Here is a 23,374-nt window from a genome sequence, read left to right as displayed (position 1 = left end):
AAAATGAAAAATTTAAAAACAATTGCAGTAGCATTATTCGTAGCTGTAGCAAGCATTTCAGTAAATGCACAAACTAAAAAAATTGACACCAAAGCATCAACTATCAAATGGGTCGGTAAAAAAGTAACCGGAGAACACTCAGGAACGGTAAACTTTAAAGATGGTGCTGTAGTATTTAAAGGAAAGAAATTAGCAGGTGGTTCTTTTACGGTTGACATGACTTCTCTTACTGCCACTGATTTAACTGGTGAATATCAAGGAAAATTAAACGGACATCTTAAAGCGGATGATTTCTTTGGTACAGATAAATATCCAACTGCTACATTAGTGTTCAAAAAAATTGGCGCAAAATCAGCAAACGTTTACAATGTAACTGCTGATTTAACTATCAAAGGAATTACTAAACCTGTTAATTTTGATATTACCGTAAATGGAAATACAGCAACAACAGCATTTAAGGTAGACAGAACTAAATATGGCATTGAGTACAATTCTGGTAACTTCTTTCAAAACCTGGGAGATAAAACAATCAATGACGAATTTGACTTAGCTGTAGCTTTAAAGTTCTAATTAATACGTAATTAATACTCATTTTACTGGAGACAACCCCGGCATTTTCTTGTCGGGGTTTCTTTTTTAGCTAAAATTCCTCATCTTTTATCAAATTAAAATCTATTTTTTATTTTATAGTATTTGTAAATTAAAATTACATTCCTATATTTGCAACATGAAAACAATTACAAATAATACTTGGTGGTGGAACAATTTACGTCAATAGTCGTGAACTAAGCTCCTATGGTATTATTCTAAATAAATATAAAAGGCTTGTCATCACGACAGGCCTTTTTTTTATGCCAGACGAATTACAAACAAATGCTTACAAATTTTAAATTTATTCCCATTGAAACAATTTAAACTAAATACAAAATTCAAGCAAATACTAGCTGACACGATTACTCCTGTTAGTGTGTATTTTAAAATAAGAGATAGATTTCCAAATAGTTTATTACTGGAAAGCAGTGATTACCACGGAAATGATAACAGTTTTTCGTACATCTGTTGCAACCCTATTGCTTCGATAAAAATTGAAAACGAAACGATTCTAAAACAATTTCCTGACGGAACTTCCGAAACCAGTGCTATCGATGCAAAAACGAATATTCCAGAAGTAATTCAGCAATTCTCAGGTCAATTCAAATCAGAGAAAAACAATTTCAAGTTCATCAATAATGGATTATTTGGTTACATTTCGTATGATGCTGTACGTTATTTTGAAAAAGTAACTATCGCTAAAAAAGATGAAGAAACCACAATTCCTGATGTGTATTATGCAGTTTACCAAAATATCATTGCCATCAATCATTTTAAAAATGAGGCTTATATTTTCTGTCACAGTGTAGATGACACAAATAACATTTCAGAAATTGAGCAGTTGATGCAATCCAGAAATATTCCTTCTTATAAATTTTCACGAGATGGCGAAGGGAAATCCAATTTAACTGACGAAGAATTCAAACACAATGTAGCCTTAGCTAAAAAACATTGTCACCGGGGAGATGTGTTTCAATTGGTTCTTTCTAGACGTTTTACCCAAGGTTTCAAAGGAGACGAATTCAACGTGTATCGCGCTTTAAGAAGCATCAACCCATCCCCTTACCTATTCTTTTTTGATTATGGTGATTTTAAAATATTTGGTTCTTCTCCAGAAGCTCAAATTATCGTAAAAAACAGAAAAGCCGAAATTCACCCTATTGCCGGTACCTTCAAAAGAACTGGTGATGACGAAAAAGATGCTGTTTTAGCCAAACAATTATCGGAAGACAAGAAAGAAAACAGCGAACATGTGATGTTAGTAGATTTGGCTCGAAATGACTTAAGCCGTCATGGACATAATGTAAATGTGGAGCGTTACAGAGAAGTTCAATTCTTTTCTCACGTCATCCACTTAGTTTCAAAAGTTACCGGACATTTACATGACAATGCGACCGCAATGCAGGTTGTTGCCGATACCTTCCCTGCCGGAACCCTGAGTGGAGCTCCAAAGCACAGAGCCATGCAATTAATTGAAGATTACGAAAAAACAAATCGTAATTTTTACGGAGGTGCCATTGGTTTTATGGATTTTGAAGGCAACTTTAACCACGCCATTATGATTCGTACTTTCCTGAGTAAAAACCACCAATTGCATTCACAAGCGGGCGCCGGAATTGTGGCCAGTTCAGATGAAGAAAGTGAAATGCAGGAAGTATACAACAAATTGAGAGCTTTAAATACAGCTTTAGATTTAGCAGAAACTATTTAAAATAATTTAAAGATTTAATAATTTAAGAATTTAAAGATTGACTACTATGCTAATTTTTCAATCTTTTAATCTTTTAATTTTTCAATGAAAAAATGAAGAAAATACTAGTTATAGATAATTACGATAGTTTCACTTACAATTTAGTGCATTATCTTGAAGATTTGAATTGTGAGGTTACTGTGTATAGAAATGACGAATTTGAATTAGACGAAATTGCTCATTTTGATAAAATCCTTTTGTCACCAGGTCCTGGAATTCCTGATGAAGCAGGTTTGTTAAAACCAGTTATTGAAAAATATGGTCCTACTAAAAGCATTTTTGGAGTTTGCCTTGGTCAACAAGCCATTGGCGAAGTTTACGGCGGAACACTTTCTAACTTAGACAAAGTGTATCACGGAGTAGCAACCAACGTAAAAACAGTGGTTGACGACGAACTTTTATTCCAAGGTTTAGACAAAGAATTCGAAGTCGGTCGTTACCATTCATGGGTAGTTGATGCTACTTTGCCAAAAAGTTTAGAAGCTACTTCTTTTGACGAAAACGGTCAGGTGATGTCATTGCGTCATAAAACTTATGATGTTCGCGGAGTACAGTTTCATCCAGAAAGTGTATTGACTCCTAATGGAAAAAAAATGCTTGAAAACTGGGTAAATTCATAATATTCAGTTAATAAAAAAACTTAGAACCGTAGTTACTTAGATTCTTAGCAACTTAAAAAAAAATGAAAAACATATTAAATAGATTAATCAACAACGAATTGCTTTCTAAAGAAGAAGCTAAAAACGTGTTGGTTAACATTTCTAACGGAGACTATAACACCAGCCAGATAGCCGCTTTTTTAACCGTATACATGATGCGAAGCATTAGTATTGACGAATTAGCTGGTTTTAGAGAGGCGCTTCAGGAGTTGTGTGTTCGTATTGATTTATCCGATTACAACACCATTGATTTAGTAGGAACCGGAGGAGATGGAAAAGATACTTTTAATATCTCTACTTTGGCTTCTTTCATCACAGCCGGAGCAGGAATTAAAGTAACCAAACACGGAAATTATGGTGTTTCTTCTATTACAGGTTCCAGTAATGTAATGGAAAGTTTAGGAATAAAATTCAGTAACGACTCTGATTTCTTGAAGAAATGTGTGGATCAGGCTGGAATTTGTATTCTTCACGCTCCACTATTCCATCCTGCTATGAAAAATGTGGGACCTATTCGAAAAGAATTAGCAGTAAGAACTATTTTCAATATTTTAGGTCCAATGATTAATCCATCATTCCCTAAAAACCAATTATTAGGTGTTTTTAACCTTGAATTGGCTCGTATGTATGCATATCTTTATCAAAATACCGATAGTAACTTTACCATCGTACACGCCTTAGATGGTTATGATGAAGTTTCGCTAACGGGAGCTACCAAAGTAATTACGCATAGTACAGAAGGAATGCTAAATCCTGAAGATTTCGGAGTTAATATAATCAAACAAAGTGAAATTGAAGGTGGAAGCACCGTTGCAGAATCAGCTCAAATGTTCCTGAATATTATTTCCGGAAAAGGTACTGAAGCGCAAAACAATGTGGTTTGTGCCAATGCTGCTATGGCAATTGCTACCGTAACAGGATGCACGCCTTTACAAGGATTTGAACAAGCTAAAGAAAGCTTATTCTCTGGCAAAGGATTGACAGCTTTGAAAAAATTACAACAGTTATCCCTTTAAAAACCAAAACTAAATACCTCAGTATCTTAGAAACTTAGCATCTTAAAAAAAATGAACATATTAGATAAAATAATCGTTGACAAGAAAAGAGAAGTCATTCTTAAAAAATCAATTATTCCGGTATCACAATTGGAAGCTTCGGTTTTCTTTGATAAAAAAACCATTTCTTTAAGCAACAATTTGCGAAATAGCAATTCTGGAATTATTGCCGAACACAAACGCCGCTCGCCTTCTAAAGCGGAAATCAATTATGGTTTTACAGTTGAAGAAGTCGTAAAAGGGTATGAAAGTGCCGGTGCCTGCGGAATTTCAGTTTTAACGGATGGAAAGTATTTTGGCGGTTCTTTAGACGATTTATTGTTAGCTAGAGCTTCTGTGAATATTCCGTTATTGCGAAAAGAATTCATCGTTGATGAATACCAAATCTTAGAAGCCAAAGCCCACGGAGCCGATTTGATCTTGCTAATCGCAGCGGTTTTAACGCGTGAGGAAATCAAATCCTTGTCTGAATTTGCTAAAAGCTTAGGATTAGAAGTTTTATTAGAAGTTCACAATCAGGAAGAATTGGAAAAATCCATCATGCCTACATTGGATATGATTGGGGTAAACAACAGAAACCTAAAAACTTTTGAAGTAAGTTTGGATTTCAGTAAACAATTGGCCGACTTAATTCCGAATGAATTTGTAAAAGTTTCCGAAAGTGGCATCAGTTCAGTTGAAGCAATAAATGAACTTAAACCTTACGGATACAAAGGCTTCTTAATTGGTGAAAACTTCATGAAAACCGACAATGCCGGAAAAGCAGCAACGATGTTTATTGAGAAACTATAATCCCCCTACGCCCCCGAAGGGTAACTCTAATTTTAAGGAAATAAAAAATGGGGAATGATTTACTATTACAAAATAAAATGGAAAACACCAACAAATACAACACAACGACTCCTTCCCCTTCGGGGAGGGCTGGGGTGGGGATTAAAATCTGTGGCATGAAATATCCCAATAATATACTCGAAGTAGGCGCGCTCCTGCCCGATTATATGGGATTTATTTTCTGGGAAAGATCGGCTCGTTATTTTGATGGTGTTATCCCTGAATTGCCAAAATCGATTAAAAAAACGGGGGTTTTTGTCAACGAAACAATCGAAAACATCCTTGCAAAAGTACAACAACACGATTTGCAGGCAGTTCAGTTACATGGCAAGGAATCTGTAGATTTTTGTTTAAATTTGAAAACTGAATTAGCAAACGCTATCGAAATTATAAAAGTATTTTCTGTTGCCGACGATTTTGATTTTTCTGTTTTAGCAGCTTTTGAAAATGCCTGCGATTATTTTCTTTTTGACACCAAAGGAAAATTACCCGGAGGAAACGGAACTACATTTGACTGGAAAGTATTGGAAAAATATCCATCAAAGAAACCGTTTTTCTTAAGCGGAGGCATTGGAACTGATGAAATAGATGCTGTTAATGAAATACTAAAAACCAATTTACCGGTTTATGCTATTGATGTAAACAGTAAATTTGAAATAGAACCGGGATTAAAAAACGTACAATTATGTAAAAATGCGTTGCAACGCATTACTACCAATAAAACATATAAAATGTCATACAACGTTGATGAAAAAGGCTATTATGGCCAATTTGGAGGAGCTTACATTCCTGAAATGTTATATCCTAATGTAGAGGAATTACGTCAGGAATACTTAAAAATCATGGCCGAACCTGGTTTTAAAGCTGAGTTTGACCAATTACTGAAAGATTATGTAGGACGTCCTAGTCCGCTGTATTTTGCCAAACGTCTTTCTGAAAAGCACAATACTAAAATCTACCTGAAAAGAGAAGATTTAAATCATACCGGAGCACATAAAATCAACAATACTATTGGACAGATTTTAGTCGCTAAAAAACTGGGTAAAAAACGTATCATTGCCGAAACCGGAGCAGGACAACACGGTGTAGCAACCGCTACCGTTTGTGCTTTGATGGGATTAGAATGTATTGTCTATATGGGCGAAATTGACATTGCCCGTCAGGCGCCAAACGTAGCCCGAATGAAAATGCTGGGTGCAACAGTCCGTGCTGCACTTTCAGGTTCAAGAACCTTAAAAGACGCGACTAACGAAGCTATTCGCGACTGGATTAACAATCCGGTGGATACCCATTATATCATCGGTTCTGCCATTGGACCTCATCCTTATCCGGATATGGTAACACGTTTTCAAAGTATCATTTCTGAGGAAATCAAATGGCAGTTAAAAGAAAAAGAAGGACGTGAAAATCCAGATTATGTGGTAGCCTGTATAGGTGGCGGAAGTAACGCTGCCGGAACTTTTTACCACTTTTTACACGAGCCCGAAGTAGGAATCATTGCTGTAGAAGCAGCAGGAAAAGGAATCCATTCCGGACACAGTGCTGCCACAAGCAAACTGGGAAAAGTAGGTATCATCCACGGTTGTAAAACCCTTTTGATGCAAACTCCAGATGGACAAATCACTGAGCCTTATTCTATTTCGGCAGGTTTAGATTATCCGGGTGTTGGACCTATGCACGCACATCTGGCCGAAACTGGTCGTGCCGAGTTTTTCTCTGTGACTGACGATGACGCTATGGACGCCGGTCTGGAACTGTGTAAACTGGAAGGAATTATTCCGGCAATCGAGTCCTCACATGCCTTAGCGGTCCTGAACGATAAAAAATTCAAACCCGAAGATATAGTTGTTATTTGCCTTTCAGGACGGGGCGATAAGGATTTAAACAATTATATCGAACATTTTAAAATTTAACAAAGCGTTACCCGCCGCGGCGGGTCGGGCTGTTCGCTAAATCTTTTATTTTGTGTTTCGACAAGCTCAGCATGACAAAATAAAAAGGATATCGCTGCTATCCCTAACGCAAAAACAATAAAGAACGTTCAATTTTCAAACCAGAACAAATGGAAAAATTATTCGCTTACGGAACTTTAAAGGACAAAGACATTCAGGAAAATATTTTTGGACGCTCACTAAAAGGAACGCCAGACAAATTAATCGGATTTGAAATAAATTATATCGAGATTGAAGAAGAATTTGGAATAGAAAAATACCCTATTATTGTTGCTACCGAAAACCCAAATGACATTGTTACAGGATTAGTATATGATATTACCGAAGAAGACCTGCATATGGCGGACACCTATGAAGGCCTGCATTACAAGCGCATTGAAGTAACTCTGGAATCCCTTCAAACTGCCTGGGCATATATTGTTACTAATTAAAAAAAATACGATGAACAGAATCGAACAAAAATTACAGGAAGATAAAAAAATACTTTCGATCTACTTTTCGGCAGGATACCCTAACTTAAACGATACGGTACAAATTATCCGGGACTTAGAAAAGAGCGGAATAGACATGATTGAAATTGGTTTGCCTTTTAGCGATCCATTGGCCGATGGACCTACTATTCAGGCAAGTTCTACCACTGCATTGCACAACGGTATGACCACACAAATCTTGTTTGACCAATTAAAAGACATCCGTAAAACGGTTGCTATCCCTTTGGTAATTATGGGCTATTTCAACCCGATGTTGCAATTTGGCGTAGAGGCTTTTTGTCAAAAATGTGCCGAAGTGGGTATTGATGGATTAATCATTCCGGATCTGCCCGTTGATGTATATGCCGAACAATACAAAGCTACTTTTGACAAATACGGCTTGATCAATATATTTTTAATCACACCACAAACATCTGATGAACGTATTCGTTTTATAGACAGCGTTTCCAGCGGGTTTATCTATATGGTAAGCTCGGCAAGTGTTACAGGCTCTTCAGCAGGTTTTGGAAGCACACAGGAAGATTATTTCAAGCGTATTGCCAATTTGAATCTAAAAAACCCTCAAATTGTAGGTTTCGGAATCAACAATGCTGAGACTTTCAAGCAGGCTACTCAATATGCTAAAGGCGCTATTATTGGTAGTGCATTTATCACTCACTTAAAAGAAAACGGAAACGGAAAAATTGCTGATTTTGTAAAAGCAATTCGATAGTTTTTATTTTTATAAATTTATTTACCGCAGATTCTCAGATTAAAATTTTGTGAATTTGCGGTATTTTTTTTGAATACAATTCGCTTACTAAAAATTGAAAGGTTATTTTTATATATTTGAAATAAACTAATTTACGATAGTTTATCACACCTATCTACCTAAAATGGGTGCCTTTGTGTGATTTTATCACACATATAAACGAGTTAGCGGTCAGTTGACTGGAAACGAGGAGAAAACCAGATTTAAAGATTTGGCTTTTGAAATGCAGAAACTGAATAAGAAAACGTCTAAATCGGGTAGGAATCGGCAAAATTCGATTTTTTTAATGTTTAATATTAGAAAGCGGAAAACCGAAATTTAAATATTGAAATTTGACATTGAAACTTGAAAGTCTGTGTCTCTAATTGGAACTTGAAAAGCAGAAACGTGAATGTTGGAGTTTCTAATAGAAAAACAAAATGAAAAAATTGATAATAGTGAGTGTGATATTATTGCTAGCAAGTTGTAATGACAAGATAGCTGGTACTTTAGGTGGTGGATCCATATATGAATTTAATTGCAGTGAAGAAAAATTAAATATATGCTTAGATAAATTTAAGGAAAGTTCTCAACATTTAGCAGTACCCGAAAAATGGAAGAAGTATGACAATTGGGAAGAGAAAGGTTATGACTTTTTAAAAGGAAAAGTTTTTTACTTAAAAGGCAACAACGATTTTGAAGAAGAAATGTATTACGTTACAGTATTAGGGTCAAGTCCTAAATTAAAAAATATCGCTCGTACTTCCATAAGATCAGTTTTTAGAATGGTGGGAGGAACATCTCGATGGTTGTATTTTGACGATTTAAGCAAATCAGAGGCAAAAGAAATTGAAAACAGATTCCAAAAAATAATTTTGGATAAAATGATAAAAGGCGATTGTAATTTTATTAGTTATAAAGTAAAACCCGAATTTCCCTGATTACATGTAAACAAGCTCTTCAAAGAGTTTAAAAGTTGTTGTTTAGTAAGCGAACTGAATTGAAAATTCGAATAGATAAACTTTATAAACAAACAACCGAACCGCTAACACACGCTACAAGCAATTTGGGTTTTAGGCTTAATGGAAAAATTGGTTTTGTATTTGGTATGATTTGGCAAATCCGAAAATAGGGCTTAATTTAGTCCCAAACCCGCTGTAGTGGCGGGACGTTGGCGGTCATTGTAACAAACACCACAGACAAGAAAAAATTGATATGAAATTAATTAAACTGACTTCTTTAATTTTTGGACTTTTACTTTTGGGATGTAACCAAACGGACAGTAAAAAGCATTCAGTAATAAATGAAGAACCTATTGACACTGCTGAGAATTCAATATCGCAAGACAAGGAAGGAACTAATGACGAACTTAAAGACTACGAAATTGACAGTATAAAAACTGTAATTACATTATTCAAAGAGAAAGACATTGACAGAATTTCAAACAAAATAAGTTACCCATTACATAGACAATACCCAATACCAACTGTTAAAGACAAAGAAGAATTTAAAAAGAGATTTAGCGAAATTTTTGACCAAATCCTACTTTATAAAATTTCAAACTCCAAAATCAGTCAATGGTCAGAAGTGGGTTGGAGAGGAATAATGCTTGACAACGGTGATTTGTGGATGGCGAATTCTGACGGAGTAATAACTACTGTAAATTACCAAAGCGACTTTGAAAAAAATTTAAGAACTAATTTGATAGCTAAGGACAAGGAAAACTTACACGTTTCATTAAAAACTTTTCAAAGCCCTGTCTATAAAATAAAGACAAGTAAATATATAATTCGCATTGACGAAATATCTAACAACAATTACAGGTATGCCTCTTGGAAAGTTGATGAAAGAGAAACTTCAAAGCCCGCCGACATAGTTTTAAATAATGGTCAATGGGAACACTTAGGAAGCGGTGGAAATCACGTTATAACTTTTATAAATGGAATTTACACTTATAAAGTTTACAGAAATATTACAGGAGAAGACAATTCACCAGACATAACGCTTGAAATTGAAAAAAATGGAGAAATAATTTCAACAGCAGACGGGAGATTACTAATAGAATAGAAACAACGAACCGCCAACACGGGTAGCTGTTACACAACTTACTTAAAAAAGTAAAATTTAAAATTAAGCATAAAAAACAACCTCGTTTTAGCGTATTTAAGACAGTTCTATTTTGGGTCCAAACTGTTTCTCGATTGCATCGAGCACCTACTTACATTAAAAAACAAATCAAAGCGTTTGCAACGCATCATAAAATAAAACTTGTAAATTACTAAAAACAACTTCAATACCATGAAAAAAACTTATTACGTAATGGTACGTTTTGAAATACAACAAGAGCAATTTCATACTTTAAATTCACTGATTAAAGAGTTTTTTGAAAAAGAAGTGAATCCTTCTCCTGGTTTTATATCGTCCCAAATACTTACTAATGAGGATAAAACCATTGTCATTAATTATGCTACCTGGGAATCAAAAGAAAAATTTGAAAAGTTTGCTCAAGACGTTGCTTCAAAATCGGAGATTTCTAAAAAAATACAGTTTTACAAACCTGTAAGAGAAACTTATTATGAATTTGAATTTTTACCAAAAGTAAAATAATCTGAAAATCGTAAATTTGTTTAATAAAAAAATAGCAGATGTCAATTACAAAAGAATCGGAACTGGAAGGAATGAAAAAAATTAGTGAAGTGGTAGCCACAACACTAAAAATGATGAGAGCTTACGCCAAAGCCGGTATGTCAACTAAAGAACTGGATAATTACGGAGGTGCGATTCTAAAGAGTTACGGAGCGAAATCAGCGCCGTATGAAACCTATAAATTTCCGGGATATAGCTGTATCAGCATCAATCAGGAAGCGGCTCACGGAATCCCATCTGAGAAAAAAATATTGAAAGAAGGCGATTTAATTAACATTGATGTTTCTGCCGAACTCAACGGTTTCTGGTCGGATAATGGTGGTTCTTTTGTATTGGGAAAAGACATTCACAACCATCAGCCACTTGTTGACGCGTCGAAAGAAATTTTGAAAAAAGCAATTCAAAACATCAAAGGTGGCGTACTGATTTCCGAAATTGGTTTTCTAATAGAAACCGAAGCTAAAAAATCCGGATATAAAGTCATCAAAAATTTAGCAGGTCATGGTGTGGGCAGAAGTTTACACGAAAAGCCGGAAAATATTTTAAATTACAGAGTAAAAACTAATCGGGAACGGTTTAAAAAAAATACCACTGTTGCCATTGAAACTTTTATTTCAACCCATTCCACTATTGCTGTTGGATTAAAAGACGGCTGGACACTGGTAGGAAACAAAGGCGGATTTGTAACACAACACGAACACACGATTTTGATAACCGACAATGCTCCCGTAATTCTCACCGCAGCAAATGAAATCTGGAACTAAAAAGTAAAATCCAAAAATTATATAAAATCCGTCTCATTTAAAAAGAAACGGATTTTATGGTTTATACTGTTTTTAAGGCTTCGATTAAGCCGTCAATATCTGCTGTAGTATTATAGTGACTTAAGGAAATGCGTAAACTCGGTTTTCGTATTAAGTTGTCCGGGAGTAATTCAGCCAGTACATGTGAGGGTCTGATGCTGCCGCTCTGGCAGGCACTTCCACGGGAAACCGCAATACTCCGCATATCCAGATGAAACAAAATCATCGCCGTTTTCTCCTCTGAAAAAGGCAATACAACATTTATAATATTATAAAAACCATCGCTGTTTCCATTGATGGAAAAACCCGTAAAATGTTGCTCTAATTGTTCGATTAAATACTGTTTAACAGCAGTAATGTGTTGCTTTTCCTGCTCCAAATTGGCATACGAAATATCCAGTGCCTTTGCCATTCCTGCAATCTGGTGTACCGCTTCGGTTCCGGCACGCAGGCCTTTTTCCTGTTCTCCCCCATAAAACAAGGGTTGCAATCCGGCATTTTTTCGAACAAAAGCAAAGCCAACACCTTTAGGTCCGTGAAATTTATGAGCACTGGCAACCACGAAATCTACAGTCGCGGTCTGCAAATCCAGTTTCATTTTGCCCATAGACTGTACCGTATCCGAATGAAACAACGCATTATATTGCCTGCATATTACTGCGGTACGTTCCAGGTCTAAAATAGTCCCGATTTCGTTGTTCACGTGCATTAAACTCACTAAAGTTTTCACATCCTTTGAAAGTAATACCGATAAATCAGTTAAATCGACTTCCCCATTAGCTAACAACTTTACATAATCTACCTGAATGGAATATTCTTTTTGTAATTCCTCTATGGTTGATAATACAGCGTGATGTTCTATTTTACTGCTGATAATTCGTTTTATCCCCAGATCCTGAACGGCAGAACGCAAAATCCAGTTATTGGCTTCGGTTCCTCCTGAAGTAAAAATAATTTCCTGTGCATTGACATTCAGCTGTCTGGCAATACTTTTTCTGGAAAGTTCGAGGATGTTTTTAGCATTTCGGCCAAAACTATGTGTAGAAGATGGATTTCCGTAATCTTCCAACATTATTTTAGTCATTTCCTGAACAACTTCAGGTCTTATAGCGGTAGTTGAGGCGTTATCGAGGTATATTTTTTTCATTGCTGCAAAGTTATAAAATATCAATTATCAAAAGTGGAATAGCATTTATCATTTTTTACCTATTTTTGTGAAAATTTAAAAAATGAAAAAAGTCCTAAACCTATTGATACTTGCGGCATTGTTCGTTGCCTGTGATGATGGAAATTTAACCCAGGAAGATATTAGCTTTGAAGATATTACCGCAACCCAAAGTTGTACTAATAATAATATTATTTACAAGCTTAAAGATCAGGAAGCCTTAATACTGGAAATCCCAAAAACCAATTTCCCTACTGAGCTGACTGCTGCTAATGATACCATCGAACTGGATATAAATGCTACGGCTAACAGGGTTGTTTATCGTTTTTATGATGGTATTGTATCTTCTGCTAACATATGTGAAACCATAGTTCCGGCAACTCCTGTTATTACAGATCAATGGACAGCTACATCCGGAAAAATACGCATTGTAACTACAGCAGACAAAAGTACTGATGAAACAAATAACAGTACTAAAATAACCGGTTACAACTACAATATTGTACTAAAAAATGTAACTTTTGCAAAGTCCAACGGTACTCAGGTGTATGAAACATTTCCTTTTGGCAATTATAAAATTTCTATTACCACGTTACCTTTTAAATTTGATCAGACTTTAGAAAAATGTACGGCTACTAATGAAGTTTATAACTACAACACCAGTGAAGCTTTGATTTTAAATATTGACCCAGCCCTGATTGCAAACGAAGTTACACCTCTCAATGCTCCCAGAACAGGATTGATAGGAACTACTACCAATGTATTTACTTATCGTTCATTTGTTAATGGCGGATTATTAACCGGAGATTATTTTTGTCAGCCTACTACTCCTGTTACTCCTGTTCTTAATCAGGAATGGATTGGTGATGCCGGTGTAAGCGGAACAAATGGTATAATAGAAGTAACTACTACCACTAATGGAGCCAACAGTTACAAACATACTATTGTTCTAAAGAAAGTTACCTTACAAAGAGGAATAGTTAGTTTTACCCTCGGAGACAATTATCCTTTAGGAGAATTATTTACTACAGATTAACAGTAGTTGCAGTTTTAAATAAAAAAACGCTCATTTGTCTCTTGTCAAATGAGCGTTTTTTTTATACCTGAATTATTAGTTTATTTTTTACTTTGTCTGATAAAAACTTCGGTAGCGCCTTGTCCGTATTTTTGATAATTGGCTTCCTGAAAATCAATGTTATCATAACGGCCTAATAAAAAATCCAGTTCAGCTTTTAGAATTCCTTCGCCCACGCCATGAATAAAAACAATTTTAGGAATGCGGTTTTTAATGGCAAATTCTATGTGTCTCTGAGCCGTTTCAGCCTGAAGTGTCAAAATATCATAATTGGACATCCCGTTTTTGTTTTTAACTAATTTCTCAATGTGTAAATCAAATTCCGGAACTCCCGTTTCCTTTTCTTTACGTTCCTTCACAAAACTTCGGGGCTTAGGAATTGTTTTTTCTTTTTTAATTTCTTCCACATTAATTCTTCTGACAGAATCCATTAAATTACTGGTATCATTTGTTTTTATGAGTTCACCGGCTGTAAAATTCATTACAAAACCATCCTCGGTTTCCACAGTAACCTCTTCTCCATTTACAGACAGAACTACGCCATTAATAGCTTCATCAAGCACGGCAACTTTATCTCCTTTATTCAGCATCTTCTTCTTTTTCTTGATTTTTACTTGGTGTTTTTGCACTCAACTGCATCATTCCAAACATAAATACCGCTATGGCAGCTACCGTAACATATACATTTTTTTCGTTTGCAGTCTGCTCATAAAAAGCCACAGCTATAGCAAGTAACATAATTGGAAAAACTATTTTTTTCATTTTTAATCGTATCAGTTTTCAAAAGTAATAAATTTAAAATTGTTGTTTCACGAAAGTCAGTTTCAATTGGGTAAAATTGATTTTTGCAATCCTGAAAAACTTTTTAACAAAAAAACAGAACTCCGGTATGAAAGCATCCTGAATGTTGTTCTTATTATTCAAAATAGTTCAATATATTTGTTTTAAATTATCAACACGATTAGAATCAAGTAGCGCTCTTCTACTAACTATACAATCCAAAAGCAATGACAAAGGATCTGATTATAAAAAATATTGGTTTGCTTAAAAGCCATACCGCTATTAATTACGGTATTAAAACAAAAGTTGAAGTCTTTACAGAAAAAATTTTTTATACTTTATTTGATGCAAATGCACCGTTGAGCGAAAGCATTGATGAATTAGAAAAACAGTTTAAAGAAATTGCTTCTATTGCCTGTAAAAAACCAAACTCTTTGTGCAATGAAACCTGGGATGATTTTGTTGACAAATTGCCTGCTGTGCTTGAAAAATTAAATCAGGATGCGCAATATATCTTAGAAAACGATCCTGCATCAAATGGTATTGAAGAAGTTTATCTGGGATATCCCGGATTTTATGCTATTGCTATTTACAGGATTAGTCATGAATTATATAAACTTGACTTACTGCTTTTTTCCCGTTTAATGAGTGAATATGCACATCGGATTACCGGAACAGACATTCATGCCGGTGCCCAGATTGATTCGCCTTTTTTCATAGATCACGCCACGGGAATTGTTATTGGAGAAACAGCTGTAATTGAGAAATATGTTAAAATCTATCAGGGAGTTACACTGGGAGCATTGAGCGTAAGCAAAGAAATGAAAGATTCTAAAAGACATCCTACTGTAGAAAAAAATGTTTGTATTTATGCAAATGCAACTATTCTGGGCGGAGAAACCGTTATAGGAAAAGGCAGCATTGTAGGAGGAAACGCCTGGGTAACTAAATCCATTCCCGAACGATCAATAGTTACCAATACCACTACCACCGAAGTAAAAATAAAAGAATTAAAATAAATGGATCCGCAAAAAATATTAAACCTGATTGGTAATACCCCTTTAGTAGAAACAACCAATCTGGTTAAAAACAAAAACGTAAAATTATTATTAAAATTAGAAGGCAATAATCCAGGAGGCAGTGTCAAAGACAGGGCAGCTTACTTTATGATTAAGGGGGCCATGGATCGTGGCGAAATCAAAAAAGGGGATAAATTAATTGAAGCTACCAGCGGAAATACAGGAATTGCTCTAGCCATGATTGCCCAGTTATTAGGCATTGAAATCGAATTAATCCTTCCGGAAGACTCCACCAAAGAACGTACTCAGACTATGCGTGCTTATGGTGCAACGGTAATCCTTACTTCTGCCAAAGAAGGAATTATTGGTTCCAGAGATTATGCCGATAAAAAAGTAGCCGATGGTGGTTATTTAATGCTGAATCAATTTGCTAATGCTGATAACTGGAAAGCGCATTATAAAACAACAGGTCCGGAAATATGGAATGATACTCACGGCTCGGTTACACATTTTGTATCGGCAATGGGAACCACAGGAACTATTATCGGGACTTCTACTTATTTAAAAGAACAAAATACGGAAATTCAAATCATTGGTGCGCAGCCTTCAGAAGGTTCTCAGATTCCCGGAATAAGAAAATGGCCTGCAGAATATCTGCCTAAAATTTTTGATCCTTCAAAAGTGGACCGTACTATTGACGTGAGTGAAAAAGAAGCCCGTGAAATGACCAAAAGACTGGCCTTAGAAGAAGGTGTTTTTGCCGGAATGAGCAGCGGAGGTGCTGTGGCAGTAGCTGTAAAACTGGCCGAAGAATTAGAATCAGGTGTAATAGTAGCTATTATCTGTGACCGTGGTGACCGTTACTTATCTTCTGATTTATTTGACTAATTTTTTATTATAATCATCCAAAAAGGCAGTTTTATTCTTAAAGCTGCCTTTTTTTTATAAAATGAAAAGCCAATTAGTTTATGATATCAAAAGCAATTGTAAAACAGGCTCCCTTATTTTCGCCTTCACTGTTAGCTGTTAAAGTTCCGCCATTTCTTTCAATAATTTGTTTGCATAGGTACAGCCCCAAACCTGTAGATTTTTCGTCAGAGGTACCTAAACGTCCCATTGTAGTAAACTTAGCAAATATTGTATCGTTTTTATCCGTATCAAAACCTACTCCGTGATCTGTAATTTGCAGGTATACTTTTTTATTATCCGCATAACTGGAACATTCAATTTTTGACGCTGTAAAAGAGAATTTAATAGCATTATGCATAATATTAAAAATCACCCGAGTGAGTAATTCCGGATCTATTTTCAGATTTACCACAATAACATCAAGATTTTTGACCAAGCTGATTTTCTTAGTACTCAAAAGTCTGCTTAACTGATTTTCAATCGAAATTATCATTTCATCCAGATTAATCGTGCTAAGTTCTGAGTTTACTTTCAACAGCTCATCCTGTTCTTTCAGCATTTTTATAAACTTGTCAATATATTGAAATTGCTCATTTGAAGACTGACAAATTAACTGTGCTAATTCCTTTATTTCTTCTGTTGGATCCGATTCTAAAATTAATGCTGCTAAAGATCCCGGATGCCCGGCAAATGTTTTCAAATCGTGTGAAAGCAAATAAATTAAGTCTTGTTTTTCTCTAATAAATTTCTCAGATTCTGCAATAGAATCATGAATATTGGATAATAGTAAACCCGCTTCATCACTATGATTTAATGGTAAAACAGGAATCTTTTTATTCATTCTGTAGGCATTGAGTGCATTAGAAGCTAATTCTATAGGCTTCATTAATTTATTTAAAACAAATAATGTCATTCCGGTAGCCAGTAAGGTAATTATTAAAGAAAAAACCAATAAAGAAGCTGCTGAAAAATTTACTTTTGCATAAATAACGAAAAATAAAATTCCTATTAACGGAATATGAATACCAATAAAAGCTACAAATAGAAATTTATAAACGTAACTATTTTTAAGAAAACCAATAGTTCCTAATTTTTGATATAATCTCATAAAATCATTTGTTTTTGCAGTGCAATCCAAATGTACGAAAATATCATATTAATACTTAAAAATCCATCTTTTAAACTAAATAGTAATTTCAAAAAAATTGTTAGCTTTGTTTATAACGCTATTATGAAAGCTAAAAAAATAATATGCTATGCAGGATTGGCCTTATTTATCAAAATACCAACAAGAGAACGCTTCACTCCCTCTGCCCATTTCTGATGAAAACAGGGTAATTTTTTTAGGCGATTCAATTACTGAGTTCTGGAGTAAGGAACATCCTTTTTTTTCTCAAAACAAATCTTACATTAACAGAGGCATCAGCGGTCAGACGACACCACAAATGCTACTGCGTTTTAGAGCAGATGTTATTGCATTAAATCCTAAAATTGTTGTAATTTTAGCAGGAGGTAATGATATTGCCGGAAATACAGGACCGGCAACAATTGAAATGATTACCAATAATATTTATTCAATGGTTGAACTGGCTCAGGTTCACCAAATCAAAGTAATCCTTTGTTCTGTCTTACCGGCTAATTATTTCTATTGGAATCCAAAAGAAAAACCAGCAGATTTAATTACAGAACTAAATGCCGTACTCAAGGAATATGCACTGTCTCACAGAATCTCTTTTGTAGATTATTATCCTGAAATGGCTGATGAGCAAAAAGGTTTAAAGAAACAACTGTCAGAAGATGGGGTGCATCCTAACAGTGCCGGTTATGAAATTATGAGTCCGCTTATCGAAAAAGCGATTCAGGAAATAATAAATAATTTATAAAAATATACAAAAATGAACTATCGTAAATTAGGAAAAACAAACTTTGAAGTTTCAGAAATAGCCCTTGGAACCTGGCAGGTGGGCGGAAAATGGGGTTCTTCATTTAATAATGAGTCTGCTGATGAATTGTTAAATGCCGCAATTGATAAAGGAGTGAACTTTATTGACACTGCTGATGTCTATGAAAATGGATTAAGTGAAACTGCTGTAGGAAGAGTAGTCCGGTCGCGTTCCGAACGAATTTATGTCGCTACTAAGTGCGGTCGTCAAATTAATCCGCATGTTAATGAAGGCTATCAGCCAAAGGTGTTACAAAAATATGTAGAAGACAGCCTGAAAAGACTGCAATTAGATACCATCGATTTAATTCAGTTGCACTGTCCTCCTACTGAAGTTTATTACCGTCCTGAGATTTTTGAACTTTTTGACAAATTAAAAAAAGAAGGTAAAATTCAGAATCTTGGGGTGAGTGTTGAAAAAGTAGAAGAAGGTCTCAAAGCTATTGAGTTTCCAAATGTGACTACAGTACAGATTATTTTTAATCTTTTCAGACAGCGTCCGTCAGAACTTTTCTTTAAAGAAGCGCAGAAAAAAGATGTGGGAATCATTGCCCGTGTCCCTTTAGCCAGCGGACTTCTCACCGGGAAATTCTCTGAAAAATCTATTTTTGACAGCAAAGATCATCGCTTTTTCAATCGCGAGGGCGCATCGTTTGATAAAGGAGAAACCTTCTCAGGCATTAACTATGAATTGGGTTTAATAGCCGTAAACGAATTAAAAAAATTGTTTCCTGAAGTAACAAATCTGGCTCCTCTAGCTTTACAATGGATTTTAAATTTTAAAGAAGTAAGCTGTATTATACCCGGGGCTTCTACCGAAGGTCATGTAATGTCCAATCTTTCAACATTAGATTTGCCTCTATTAAATCCGGAAAAAATTGCTGCCATGAACGAAATCTACGAGCACTACATCAAAAAAGAAGTACAGCATTTATGGTAAAAAATAAAAGTCAACATAGTCCGGTAACTGGCTGTGTTGATTTTATAACATCACCTTTTTAAACAAATCTTTTATTAAATCGAGCTCTTTCTCGTAAGCAGTATTCTTTCTATTCGCAAAATAAAGCGTGTTTTTCAACTTTTTATGTCCTTCCCAAAGCAATTTTATAGTGCCACTTTCTACTTCTTTTTTACATAAAAAATCAGGAATAACAGCTAATCCGTTGGCACCATTTAAACATCGCACAATAGAATGGATATTGGGAACAATATAATTAGGTCTGAAATCCGGAAAATTATCAAAATTGAGTTGCCAAAAACGAAAAAGATGTTCCATATCTCCCGTTGTTCCATACCATTTTTGACTTTTCAAGTAATTCTCAGCTGCTTTATATTTTTTTTGTTTGACCAATTGCTGTAACTCCGAATCATCAACTTCACTTCCTCCAACCAAAACAATGGTTTCTGACGAAAATGCTTCATAGGAAATATTAACTGAATCTACTTTTTGTGGAGAAATTACCAAATCTAAAATTCCCTTATCTAAATTTTCGAGCATTTCAGGATATTCACCAAAACGAATAATCACATTAAAGGGTAAGGTCGAAATGTATTGTTCTAAAGTAATTTGGAAAGTCTCAAAACACATTCCGATACTAATTGTTGGCGTGTGCTTTTCAGTACTGCGTTGAAAATTTTTCTCGGCATCTTCCAGAATTTTCAAACCTTCAGCAATGGCGTTGTATAAAATTTTGCCTCTTTCAGTTGGAATCATTTTACGTCCTGTCCTATCAAAAAGTTTATAGCCTACATAACTTTCTAAGGAACTCAGATGCAAACTCACGCCGGGCTGCGAAATAAAAAGTGCATCGGCAGCTTTTGTTAAAGTTCCTGTTTTATAAATCGCTTTAAAAGTACGATACCATTCTAAATTGACCATAACTATTATATTTATAATACAAATGTATAAATTATACTATTTTAATAATACTAATATCTACTCTAACTTTGTACCAACATAAAAATAAAACATACATGAAAAAGATATTTATCATAAATGCAGGACAAAGTTTTGGTCATTCCGGCGGATTGTTTAACAACACCATTACTGAAACTACTCAGCAATTTTTCGAACAATCAGAAGATATAATCGTTCAAACCACAACAATCGAAAACGGATACACAGCTGACGAAGAAGTCAACAAATTTGTTTGGGCAGATGTTATCATTTACCACACACCCGTTTGGTGGTTTCAATTGCCATACAATTTTAAAAAATACATAGACGAAGTTTTTACTGCAGGACACAACAAAGGAATTTATCGCAGTGACGGCAGAAAATCAAGCAATCCGGACATTAATTACGGTACAGGCGGAATGATGCATGGCAAAAAATACATGCTTACTACCACCTGGAATGCTCCTGCCACCGCTTTTACACTTCCAGGCGAATTTTTCGATCAAAAATCCGTTGACGAAGGACCTTTTTTTGGTTTCCACCGCATGAATGCTTTTACAGGAATGACTCCATTAAAAAGTTATCACTTTCATGATGTGGAAAAAAATGCCAATATTGAAAAAGACATGAAAACTTACAACCAACATTTAAAAGAAACATTTTTTGATTGTTTAGTAGTTTTGGACTAAAAATGAAAATCCGTTTCATTCTAAAAAAAGGGGACGGATTTTTATCAACTTTATTTTTTAATTTCTTCAAATATAAACTCAGGATTACTATAATCTATGGTATCCCCTTTTAAAAAAAAAGGAATTCCCATATAAATTGAAATTACTCCTTTACCTAACAATAATTTATTTTCTCGTTTCAGTAAGGCAACAGGATATCTCTTTAAAACTCCGCCACCATAAGGGTGGTAATAAAAACTGCCTTTAAGAGTATCACCGGAAATTATGCCTCTTATTTCGCCTGAATCTTTTCTGGATTGACTATAAATCACTTCATACTGACCAAAAATACGATTGTCTTCTAACTTGGTATAGCGAAGCAAAGCAGTATCCCTGTCATTTATGGCACGATAATAAAAATATTCTCCTTCCTTATTAGCATCTGCACAACTATAAAACACAGCACAAACAATAGTACAAAAGCTAATAAATACTACTTTCCTTTTTGATATAAAATTCATTTTCTTAACTAATTTAGAAACAAAGATAAAATAGCTCTTTTATTAATAATACCAGAATTCATTAAAAGTTTATTTCTAAGATTACTTATCTTTGCCGCCGAAAAAAAAATAATCATACAAATTACAAAAAGTATATAAAAACTTAAGTTTATTATGAGAAGTGATGAAGTAAAAAAAGGACATCAAAGAACGCCGCACAGATCATTATTCAGAGCAACAGGCTTAGTCGATGAAGATTTTGACAAGCCATTTATTGGGGTTGCCAATTCTTATATCGAAATTATCCCAGGACACTTTTTCCTGGACAGAGTTTCGAGAGTAATTAAAGAAGAAATTAAAGCCAATGGGTGCGTTCCTTTTGAATTCAACACTATTGGAGTGGATGACGGGATTGCTATGGGACATGACGGAATGCTTTTCTCGTTACCATCAAGAGAACTTATTGCTAATTCTATTGAAACTGTAATGAACGCTCACAAACTGGATGCTATGATTGCGATTCCTAACTGTGATAAAATTGTTCCGGGAATGATTATGGGGGCTTTACGTGTGGACGTTCCTACTATTTTTGTGAGTGGTGGACCAATGAAAAAAGGACATACTAAAGATGGTGTGCCTATCGATTTGGCTACAGCTTTTGAGGCGGTTGGAAAACACGAATTAGGTGAAATTACCGATGAAGAATTAAAAGACATTGAGTGCAACGCCTGTCCGTCAGGAGGAAGTTGCTCGGGAATGTTCACCGCTAATTCTATGAATACTTTGATGGAAGCTATGGGAATTGCACTTCCTGGAAACGGAACCATATTAGCTTTAACCAAAGAACGTGAAGAATTATACCGTCAGGCGGCAAGAAGAATTTGCGAAATTGCCAAAGACGCTGCACAAACCGAAAAATTCAAGTTAAAAAACATCCTTAATGAAAAAGCCGTAAGAAATGCATTTGCTGTAGATATGGCTATGGGCGGAAGTTCGAATACGGTTCTACACATGTTGGCTATTGCTAAAGAAGCGAATGTTAACTTTAATTTGGAAGACATCAATAAAATTTCAAAAAGAGTTTCTCACATTGCTAAAATCTCTCCAAGTTTATCAACCGTTCACATGGAAGACATTAACACTGCAGGTGGTGTAAATGCCGTAATGAAAGAAATGACCAAACGTGGTGATGACATCCTTTTAGACAACCTTACTATTACAGGAGAAACGATTTTAGAAAAAATCAAAGATGCTTATATCAAGGATACAAACATTATCCACACCATCGACAACCCTTATTCTGAAGTGGGTGGTTTAGCGGTTTTGTACGGAAATCTGGCGGAACAAGGTGCTGTTATTAAAACTGCCGGAATTACCGGAGACCGTGTTTTCACAGGAACAGCCGTTTGTTTTGACGGACAGGCTGAAGCTATTGAAGGAATTCTTGGTGGAAAAGTCAAAGCAGGAAATGTTGTTGTTATTCGTTACGAAGGTCCTAAAGGTGGTCCGGGAATGCAGGAAATGCTGGCTCCTACCTCTTTAATTATGGGAATGGGACTTGGAAAGTCGGTTGCTTTAATTACCGATGGTCGTTTTAGTGGTGCAACACGTGGAGCTTCTATTGGACACGTTTCTCCGGAAGCTGCCGAAGGCGGAATGATTGGTTTGTTAAAAGATGGTGACGAAATCCATATCGATGTAGATCAGTACATTTTATCGGTTAACTTATCTGATGAAGAAATTGCAAAAAGAAAAGCGGAATTTGTTCCGTTGAAAAAAGAATTAACATCAAGATGGTTAGGACAATACCGTTCGTTAGTAACCAATGCCAGTAACGGAGCTGTTTTAAAATCGGATTTGTAATTTATTAGATTGAAAAATTAAAAGATTGAAGGATTGAAAAATTCCTTC

At 35.2% G+C, this 23,374-nt stretch carries 25 protein-coding genes and 1 pseudogene; 20 read left to right on the top strand and 6 right to left on the bottom strand.

Features of this window, described 5'->3' with window-relative positions:
* Positions 1-3: 3 nt before the first annotated feature.
* The 13 genes and pseudogenes from ACSV4D_RS07565 (at position 4) to map (ending at position 11,469) form a co-directional block, all read left to right on the top strand.
* Entirely contained in the window at positions 4-570 is a 567-nt protein-coding gene (locus ACSV4D_RS07565) for a YceI family protein (RefSeq protein ID WP_439227718.1), read from the top strand.
* Between the two features lie 331 nt (positions 571-901).
* Entirely contained in the window at positions 902-2,302 is a 1,401-nt protein-coding gene (locus ACSV4D_RS07560; protein WP_439227717.1) for an anthranilate synthase component I family protein, read from the top strand.
* Positions 2,303-2,394: 92 nt separating this feature from the next.
* Positions 2,395-2,961 (top strand): anthranilate synthase component II, encoded by a 567-nt coding sequence (locus ACSV4D_RS07555; protein WP_439227716.1) that lies wholly within the window; start codon positions 2,395-2,397, stop codon positions 2,959-2,961.
* A gap of 62 nt (positions 2,962-3,023) precedes the next feature.
* On the top strand, positions 3,024-4,016 hold the full coding sequence (gene trpD / locus ACSV4D_RS07550; RefSeq protein WP_439227715.1) for an anthranilate phosphoribosyltransferase: 993 nt from the start codon (positions 3,024-3,026) through the stop codon (positions 4,014-4,016).
* 51 nt (positions 4,017-4,067) lie between these two features.
* Positions 4,068-4,847, top strand: a complete 780-nt coding sequence (trpC, locus tag ACSV4D_RS07545) for an indole-3-glycerol phosphate synthase TrpC (protein WP_439227714.1) — start codon at positions 4,068-4,070, stop codon at positions 4,845-4,847.
* 47 nt (positions 4,848-4,894) lie between these two features.
* Positions 4,895-5,578: pseudogene (locus ACSV4D_RS07540) on the top strand (phosphoribosylanthranilate isomerase); the annotation flags it as partial.
* A 39-nt stretch (positions 5,579-5,617) separates the two neighbouring features.
* Positions 5,618-6,799 carry a tryptophan synthase subunit beta gene (gene trpB, locus ACSV4D_RS07535; protein WP_439227872.1) on the top strand — a complete coding sequence of 394 codons (1,182 nt, stop codon included), beginning with the start codon at positions 5,618-5,620 and terminating at the stop codon, positions 6,797-6,799.
* Between the two features lie 149 nt (positions 6,800-6,948).
* Positions 6,949-7,269, top strand: coding sequence for a gamma-glutamylcyclotransferase family protein (locus tag ACSV4D_RS07530; RefSeq protein WP_408078734.1), 321 nt, complete (start codon positions 6,949-6,951; stop codon positions 7,267-7,269).
* Between the two features lie 10 nt (positions 7,270-7,279).
* Positions 7,280-8,041, top strand: coding sequence for a tryptophan synthase subunit alpha (gene trpA, locus ACSV4D_RS07525; protein WP_439227713.1), 762 nt, complete (start codon positions 7,280-7,282; stop codon positions 8,039-8,041).
* A 458-nt stretch (positions 8,042-8,499) separates the two neighbouring features.
* Positions 8,500-9,000: a hypothetical protein gene (locus tag ACSV4D_RS07520; protein ID WP_439227712.1), complete on the top strand. Its 501-nt coding sequence runs from the start codon at positions 8,500-8,502 to the stop codon at positions 8,998-9,000.
* A gap of 274 nt (positions 9,001-9,274) precedes the next feature.
* Positions 9,275-10,126: a hypothetical protein gene (locus ACSV4D_RS07515; protein ID WP_439227711.1), complete on the top strand. Its 852-nt coding sequence runs from the start codon at positions 9,275-9,277 to the stop codon at positions 10,124-10,126.
* Positions 10,127-10,357: 231 nt separating this feature from the next.
* Complete coding sequence (locus tag ACSV4D_RS07510) at positions 10,358-10,666, top strand: antibiotic biosynthesis monooxygenase family protein (RefSeq protein WP_439227710.1); 309 nt, start codon at positions 10,358-10,360, stop codon at positions 10,664-10,666.
* A 38-nt stretch (positions 10,667-10,704) separates the two neighbouring features.
* Positions 10,705-11,469 carry a type I methionyl aminopeptidase gene (gene map / locus ACSV4D_RS07505; protein ID WP_439227709.1) on the top strand — a complete coding sequence of 255 codons (765 nt, stop codon included), beginning with the start codon at positions 10,705-10,707 and terminating at the stop codon, positions 11,467-11,469.
* Positions 11,470-11,530: 61 nt separating this feature from the next.
* Here the strand turns inward: map and ACSV4D_RS07500 are convergent, their stop codons facing one another.
* A complete protein-coding gene (locus tag ACSV4D_RS07500) occupies positions 11,531-12,655 on the bottom strand; it encodes a cysteine desulfurase family protein (protein WP_439227708.1) in 1,125 nt (374 codons plus the stop codon).
* An 82-nt stretch (positions 12,656-12,737) separates the two neighbouring features.
* On the opposite strand from ACSV4D_RS07500, the gene ACSV4D_RS07495 reads away from it, so the two are divergent.
* On the top strand, positions 12,738-13,709 hold the full coding sequence (locus ACSV4D_RS07495; RefSeq protein ID WP_439227707.1) for a hypothetical protein: 972 nt from the start codon (positions 12,738-12,740) through the stop codon (positions 13,707-13,709).
* A gap of 80 nt (positions 13,710-13,789) precedes the next feature.
* Here ACSV4D_RS07495 and ACSV4D_RS07490 read toward each other — a convergent pair whose 3' ends face one another.
* Both ACSV4D_RS07490 and ACSV4D_RS07485 read right to left on the bottom strand, forming a co-directional pair.
* Complete coding sequence (locus ACSV4D_RS07490; protein WP_439227706.1) at positions 13,790-14,338, bottom strand: Smr/MutS family protein; 549 nt, start codon at positions 14,336-14,338, stop codon at positions 13,790-13,792.
* Positions 14,328-14,510, bottom strand: a complete 183-nt coding sequence (locus ACSV4D_RS07485) for a hypothetical protein (protein WP_439227705.1) — start codon at positions 14,508-14,510, stop codon at positions 14,328-14,330. Before ACSV4D_RS07485 ends, ACSV4D_RS07490 begins: the two co-directional genes overlap by 11 nt.
* Before the next feature lie 245 nt (positions 14,511-14,755).
* On the opposite strand from ACSV4D_RS07485, the gene epsC reads away from it, so the two are divergent.
* A complete protein-coding gene (gene epsC, locus ACSV4D_RS07480) occupies positions 14,756-15,547 on the top strand; it encodes a serine O-acetyltransferase EpsC (protein ID WP_408078719.1) in 792 nt (263 codons plus the stop codon).
* Positions 15,548-16,435, top strand: a complete 888-nt coding sequence (gene cysM / locus ACSV4D_RS07475; RefSeq protein ID WP_439227704.1) for a cysteine synthase CysM — start codon at positions 15,548-15,550, stop codon at positions 16,433-16,435. It abuts the gene before it with no gap.
* 73 nt (positions 16,436-16,508) lie between these two features.
* Here the strand turns inward: cysM and ACSV4D_RS07470 are convergent, their stop codons facing one another.
* Positions 16,509-17,564 carry a sensor histidine kinase gene (locus ACSV4D_RS07470; protein ID WP_439227703.1) on the bottom strand — a complete coding sequence of 352 codons (1,056 nt, stop codon included), beginning with the start codon at positions 17,562-17,564 and terminating at the stop codon, positions 16,509-16,511.
* A gap of 148 nt (positions 17,565-17,712) precedes the next feature.
* Between ACSV4D_RS07470 and ACSV4D_RS07465 the strand changes: the two genes are divergently transcribed.
* Both ACSV4D_RS07465 and ACSV4D_RS07460 read left to right on the top strand, forming a co-directional pair.
* Complete coding sequence (locus ACSV4D_RS07465; protein ID WP_439227702.1) at positions 17,713-18,339, top strand: SGNH/GDSL hydrolase family protein; 627 nt, start codon at positions 17,713-17,715, stop codon at positions 18,337-18,339.
* A 12-nt stretch (positions 18,340-18,351) separates the two neighbouring features.
* The gene (locus ACSV4D_RS07460) at positions 18,352-19,338 is read left to right on the top strand and encodes an aldo/keto reductase (protein ID WP_408078715.1); all 987 of its coding nucleotides are present in this window, start codon (positions 18,352-18,354) and stop codon (positions 19,336-19,338) included.
* Between the two features lie 42 nt (positions 19,339-19,380).
* Here the strand turns inward: ACSV4D_RS07460 and ACSV4D_RS07455 are convergent, their stop codons facing one another.
* Positions 19,381-20,277 (bottom strand): LysR family transcriptional regulator, encoded by an 897-nt coding sequence (locus ACSV4D_RS07455; RefSeq protein ID WP_439227701.1) that lies wholly within the window; start codon positions 20,275-20,277, stop codon positions 19,381-19,383.
* A gap of 95 nt (positions 20,278-20,372) precedes the next feature.
* On the opposite strand from ACSV4D_RS07455, the gene ACSV4D_RS07450 reads away from it, so the two are divergent.
* Positions 20,373-20,984: an NAD(P)H-dependent oxidoreductase gene (locus ACSV4D_RS07450; protein WP_439227700.1), complete on the top strand. Its 612-nt coding sequence runs from the start codon at positions 20,373-20,375 to the stop codon at positions 20,982-20,984.
* Between the two features lie 50 nt (positions 20,985-21,034).
* On the opposite strand, the gene ACSV4D_RS07445 is transcribed toward ACSV4D_RS07450, so the two are convergent.
* On the bottom strand, positions 21,035-21,484 hold the full coding sequence (locus ACSV4D_RS07445) for a hypothetical protein (protein ID WP_408078711.1): 450 nt from the start codon (positions 21,482-21,484) through the stop codon (positions 21,035-21,037).
* Positions 21,485-21,637: 153 nt separating this feature from the next.
* On the opposite strand from ACSV4D_RS07445, the gene ilvD reads away from it, so the two are divergent.
* Positions 21,638-23,326, top strand: coding sequence for a dihydroxy-acid dehydratase (ilvD, locus tag ACSV4D_RS07440; protein WP_439227699.1), 1,689 nt, complete (start codon positions 21,638-21,640; stop codon positions 23,324-23,326).
* Positions 23,327-23,374: the final 48 nt, after the last annotated feature.

It is taken from the genome of Flavobacterium sp. ARAG 55.4 (assembly GCF_051846875.1).
Classification (GTDB): domain Bacteria; phylum Bacteroidota; class Bacteroidia; order Flavobacteriales; family Flavobacteriaceae; genus Flavobacterium; species Flavobacterium plantiphilum.
The sequence above is the reverse complement of the archived record's forward strand: the minus strand, read 5'-3'. Positions and strand labels throughout refer to the sequence as shown.

Excerpts from the sequence above, each read along its gene's own strand:
- ACSV4D_RS07515 (WP_439227711.1), top strand. The coding sequence starts at position 9,275 with ATGAAATTAATTAAACTGACTTCTTTAATTTTTGGACTTTTACTTTTG.
- ACSV4D_RS07530 (WP_408078734.1), top strand. The coding sequence starts at position 6,949 with ATGGAAAAATTATTCGCTTACGGAACTTTAAAGGACAAAGACATTCAG.
- ACSV4D_RS07500 (WP_439227708.1), bottom strand. The coding sequence starts at position 12,655 with ATGAAAAAAATATACCTCGATAACGCCTCAACTACCGCTATAAGACCT.
- trpD (WP_439227715.1), top strand. The coding sequence starts at position 3,024 with ATGAAAAACATATTAAATAGATTAATCAACAACGAATTGCTTTCTAAA.
- ACSV4D_RS07470 (WP_439227703.1), bottom strand. The coding sequence starts at position 17,564 with ATGAGATTATATCAAAAATTAGGAACTATTGGTTTTCTTAAAAATAGT.
- ACSV4D_RS07565 (WP_439227718.1), top strand. The coding sequence starts at position 4 with ATGAAAAATTTAAAAACAATTGCAGTAGCATTATTCGTAGCTGTAGCA.
- ACSV4D_RS07455 (WP_439227701.1), bottom strand. The coding sequence starts at position 20,277 with ATGGTCAATTTAGAATGGTATCGTACTTTTAAAGCGATTTATAAAACA.
- ACSV4D_RS07485 (WP_439227705.1), bottom strand. The coding sequence starts at position 14,510 with ATGAAAAAAATAGTTTTTCCAATTATGTTACTTGCTATAGCTGTGGCT.
- epsC (WP_408078719.1), top strand. The coding sequence starts at position 14,756 with ATGACAAAGGATCTGATTATAAAAAATATTGGTTTGCTTAAAAGCCAT.
- ACSV4D_RS07495 (WP_439227707.1), top strand. The coding sequence starts at position 12,738 with ATGAAAAAAGTCCTAAACCTATTGATACTTGCGGCATTGTTCGTTGCC.
- trpC (WP_439227714.1), top strand. The coding sequence starts at position 4,068 with ATGAACATATTAGATAAAATAATCGTTGACAAGAAAAGAGAAGTCATT.
- ACSV4D_RS07460 (WP_408078715.1), top strand. The coding sequence starts at position 18,352 with ATGAACTATCGTAAATTAGGAAAAACAAACTTTGAAGTTTCAGAAATA.
- trpA (WP_439227713.1), top strand. The coding sequence starts at position 7,280 with ATGAACAGAATCGAACAAAAATTACAGGAAGATAAAAAAATACTTTCG.
- cysM (WP_439227704.1), top strand. The coding sequence starts at position 15,548 with ATGGATCCGCAAAAAATATTAAACCTGATTGGTAATACCCCTTTAGTA.
- ACSV4D_RS07510 (WP_439227710.1), top strand. The coding sequence starts at position 10,358 with ATGAAAAAAACTTATTACGTAATGGTACGTTTTGAAATACAACAAGAG.
- ACSV4D_RS07445 (WP_408078711.1), bottom strand. The coding sequence starts at position 21,484 with ATGAATTTTATATCAAAAAGGAAAGTAGTATTTATTAGCTTTTGTACT.
- ACSV4D_RS07490 (WP_439227706.1), bottom strand. The coding sequence starts at position 14,338 with ATGCTGAATAAAGGAGATAAAGTTGCCGTGCTTGATGAAGCTATTAAT.
- ACSV4D_RS07465 (WP_439227702.1), top strand. The coding sequence starts at position 17,713 with ATGCAGGATTGGCCTTATTTATCAAAATACCAACAAGAGAACGCTTCA.
- ACSV4D_RS07450 (WP_439227700.1), top strand. The coding sequence starts at position 20,373 with ATGAAAAAGATATTTATCATAAATGCAGGACAAAGTTTTGGTCATTCC.
- map (WP_439227709.1), top strand. The coding sequence starts at position 10,705 with ATGTCAATTACAAAAGAATCGGAACTGGAAGGAATGAAAAAAATTAGT.
- ilvD (WP_439227699.1), top strand. The coding sequence starts at position 21,638 with ATGAGAAGTGATGAAGTAAAAAAAGGACATCAAAGAACGCCGCACAGA.
- trpB (WP_439227872.1), top strand. The coding sequence starts at position 5,618 with ATGTCATACAACGTTGATGAAAAAGGCTATTATGGCCAATTTGGAGGA.
- ACSV4D_RS07555 (WP_439227716.1), top strand. The coding sequence starts at position 2,395 with ATGAAGAAAATACTAGTTATAGATAATTACGATAGTTTCACTTACAAT.
- ACSV4D_RS07520 (WP_439227712.1), top strand. The coding sequence starts at position 8,500 with ATGAAAAAATTGATAATAGTGAGTGTGATATTATTGCTAGCAAGTTGT.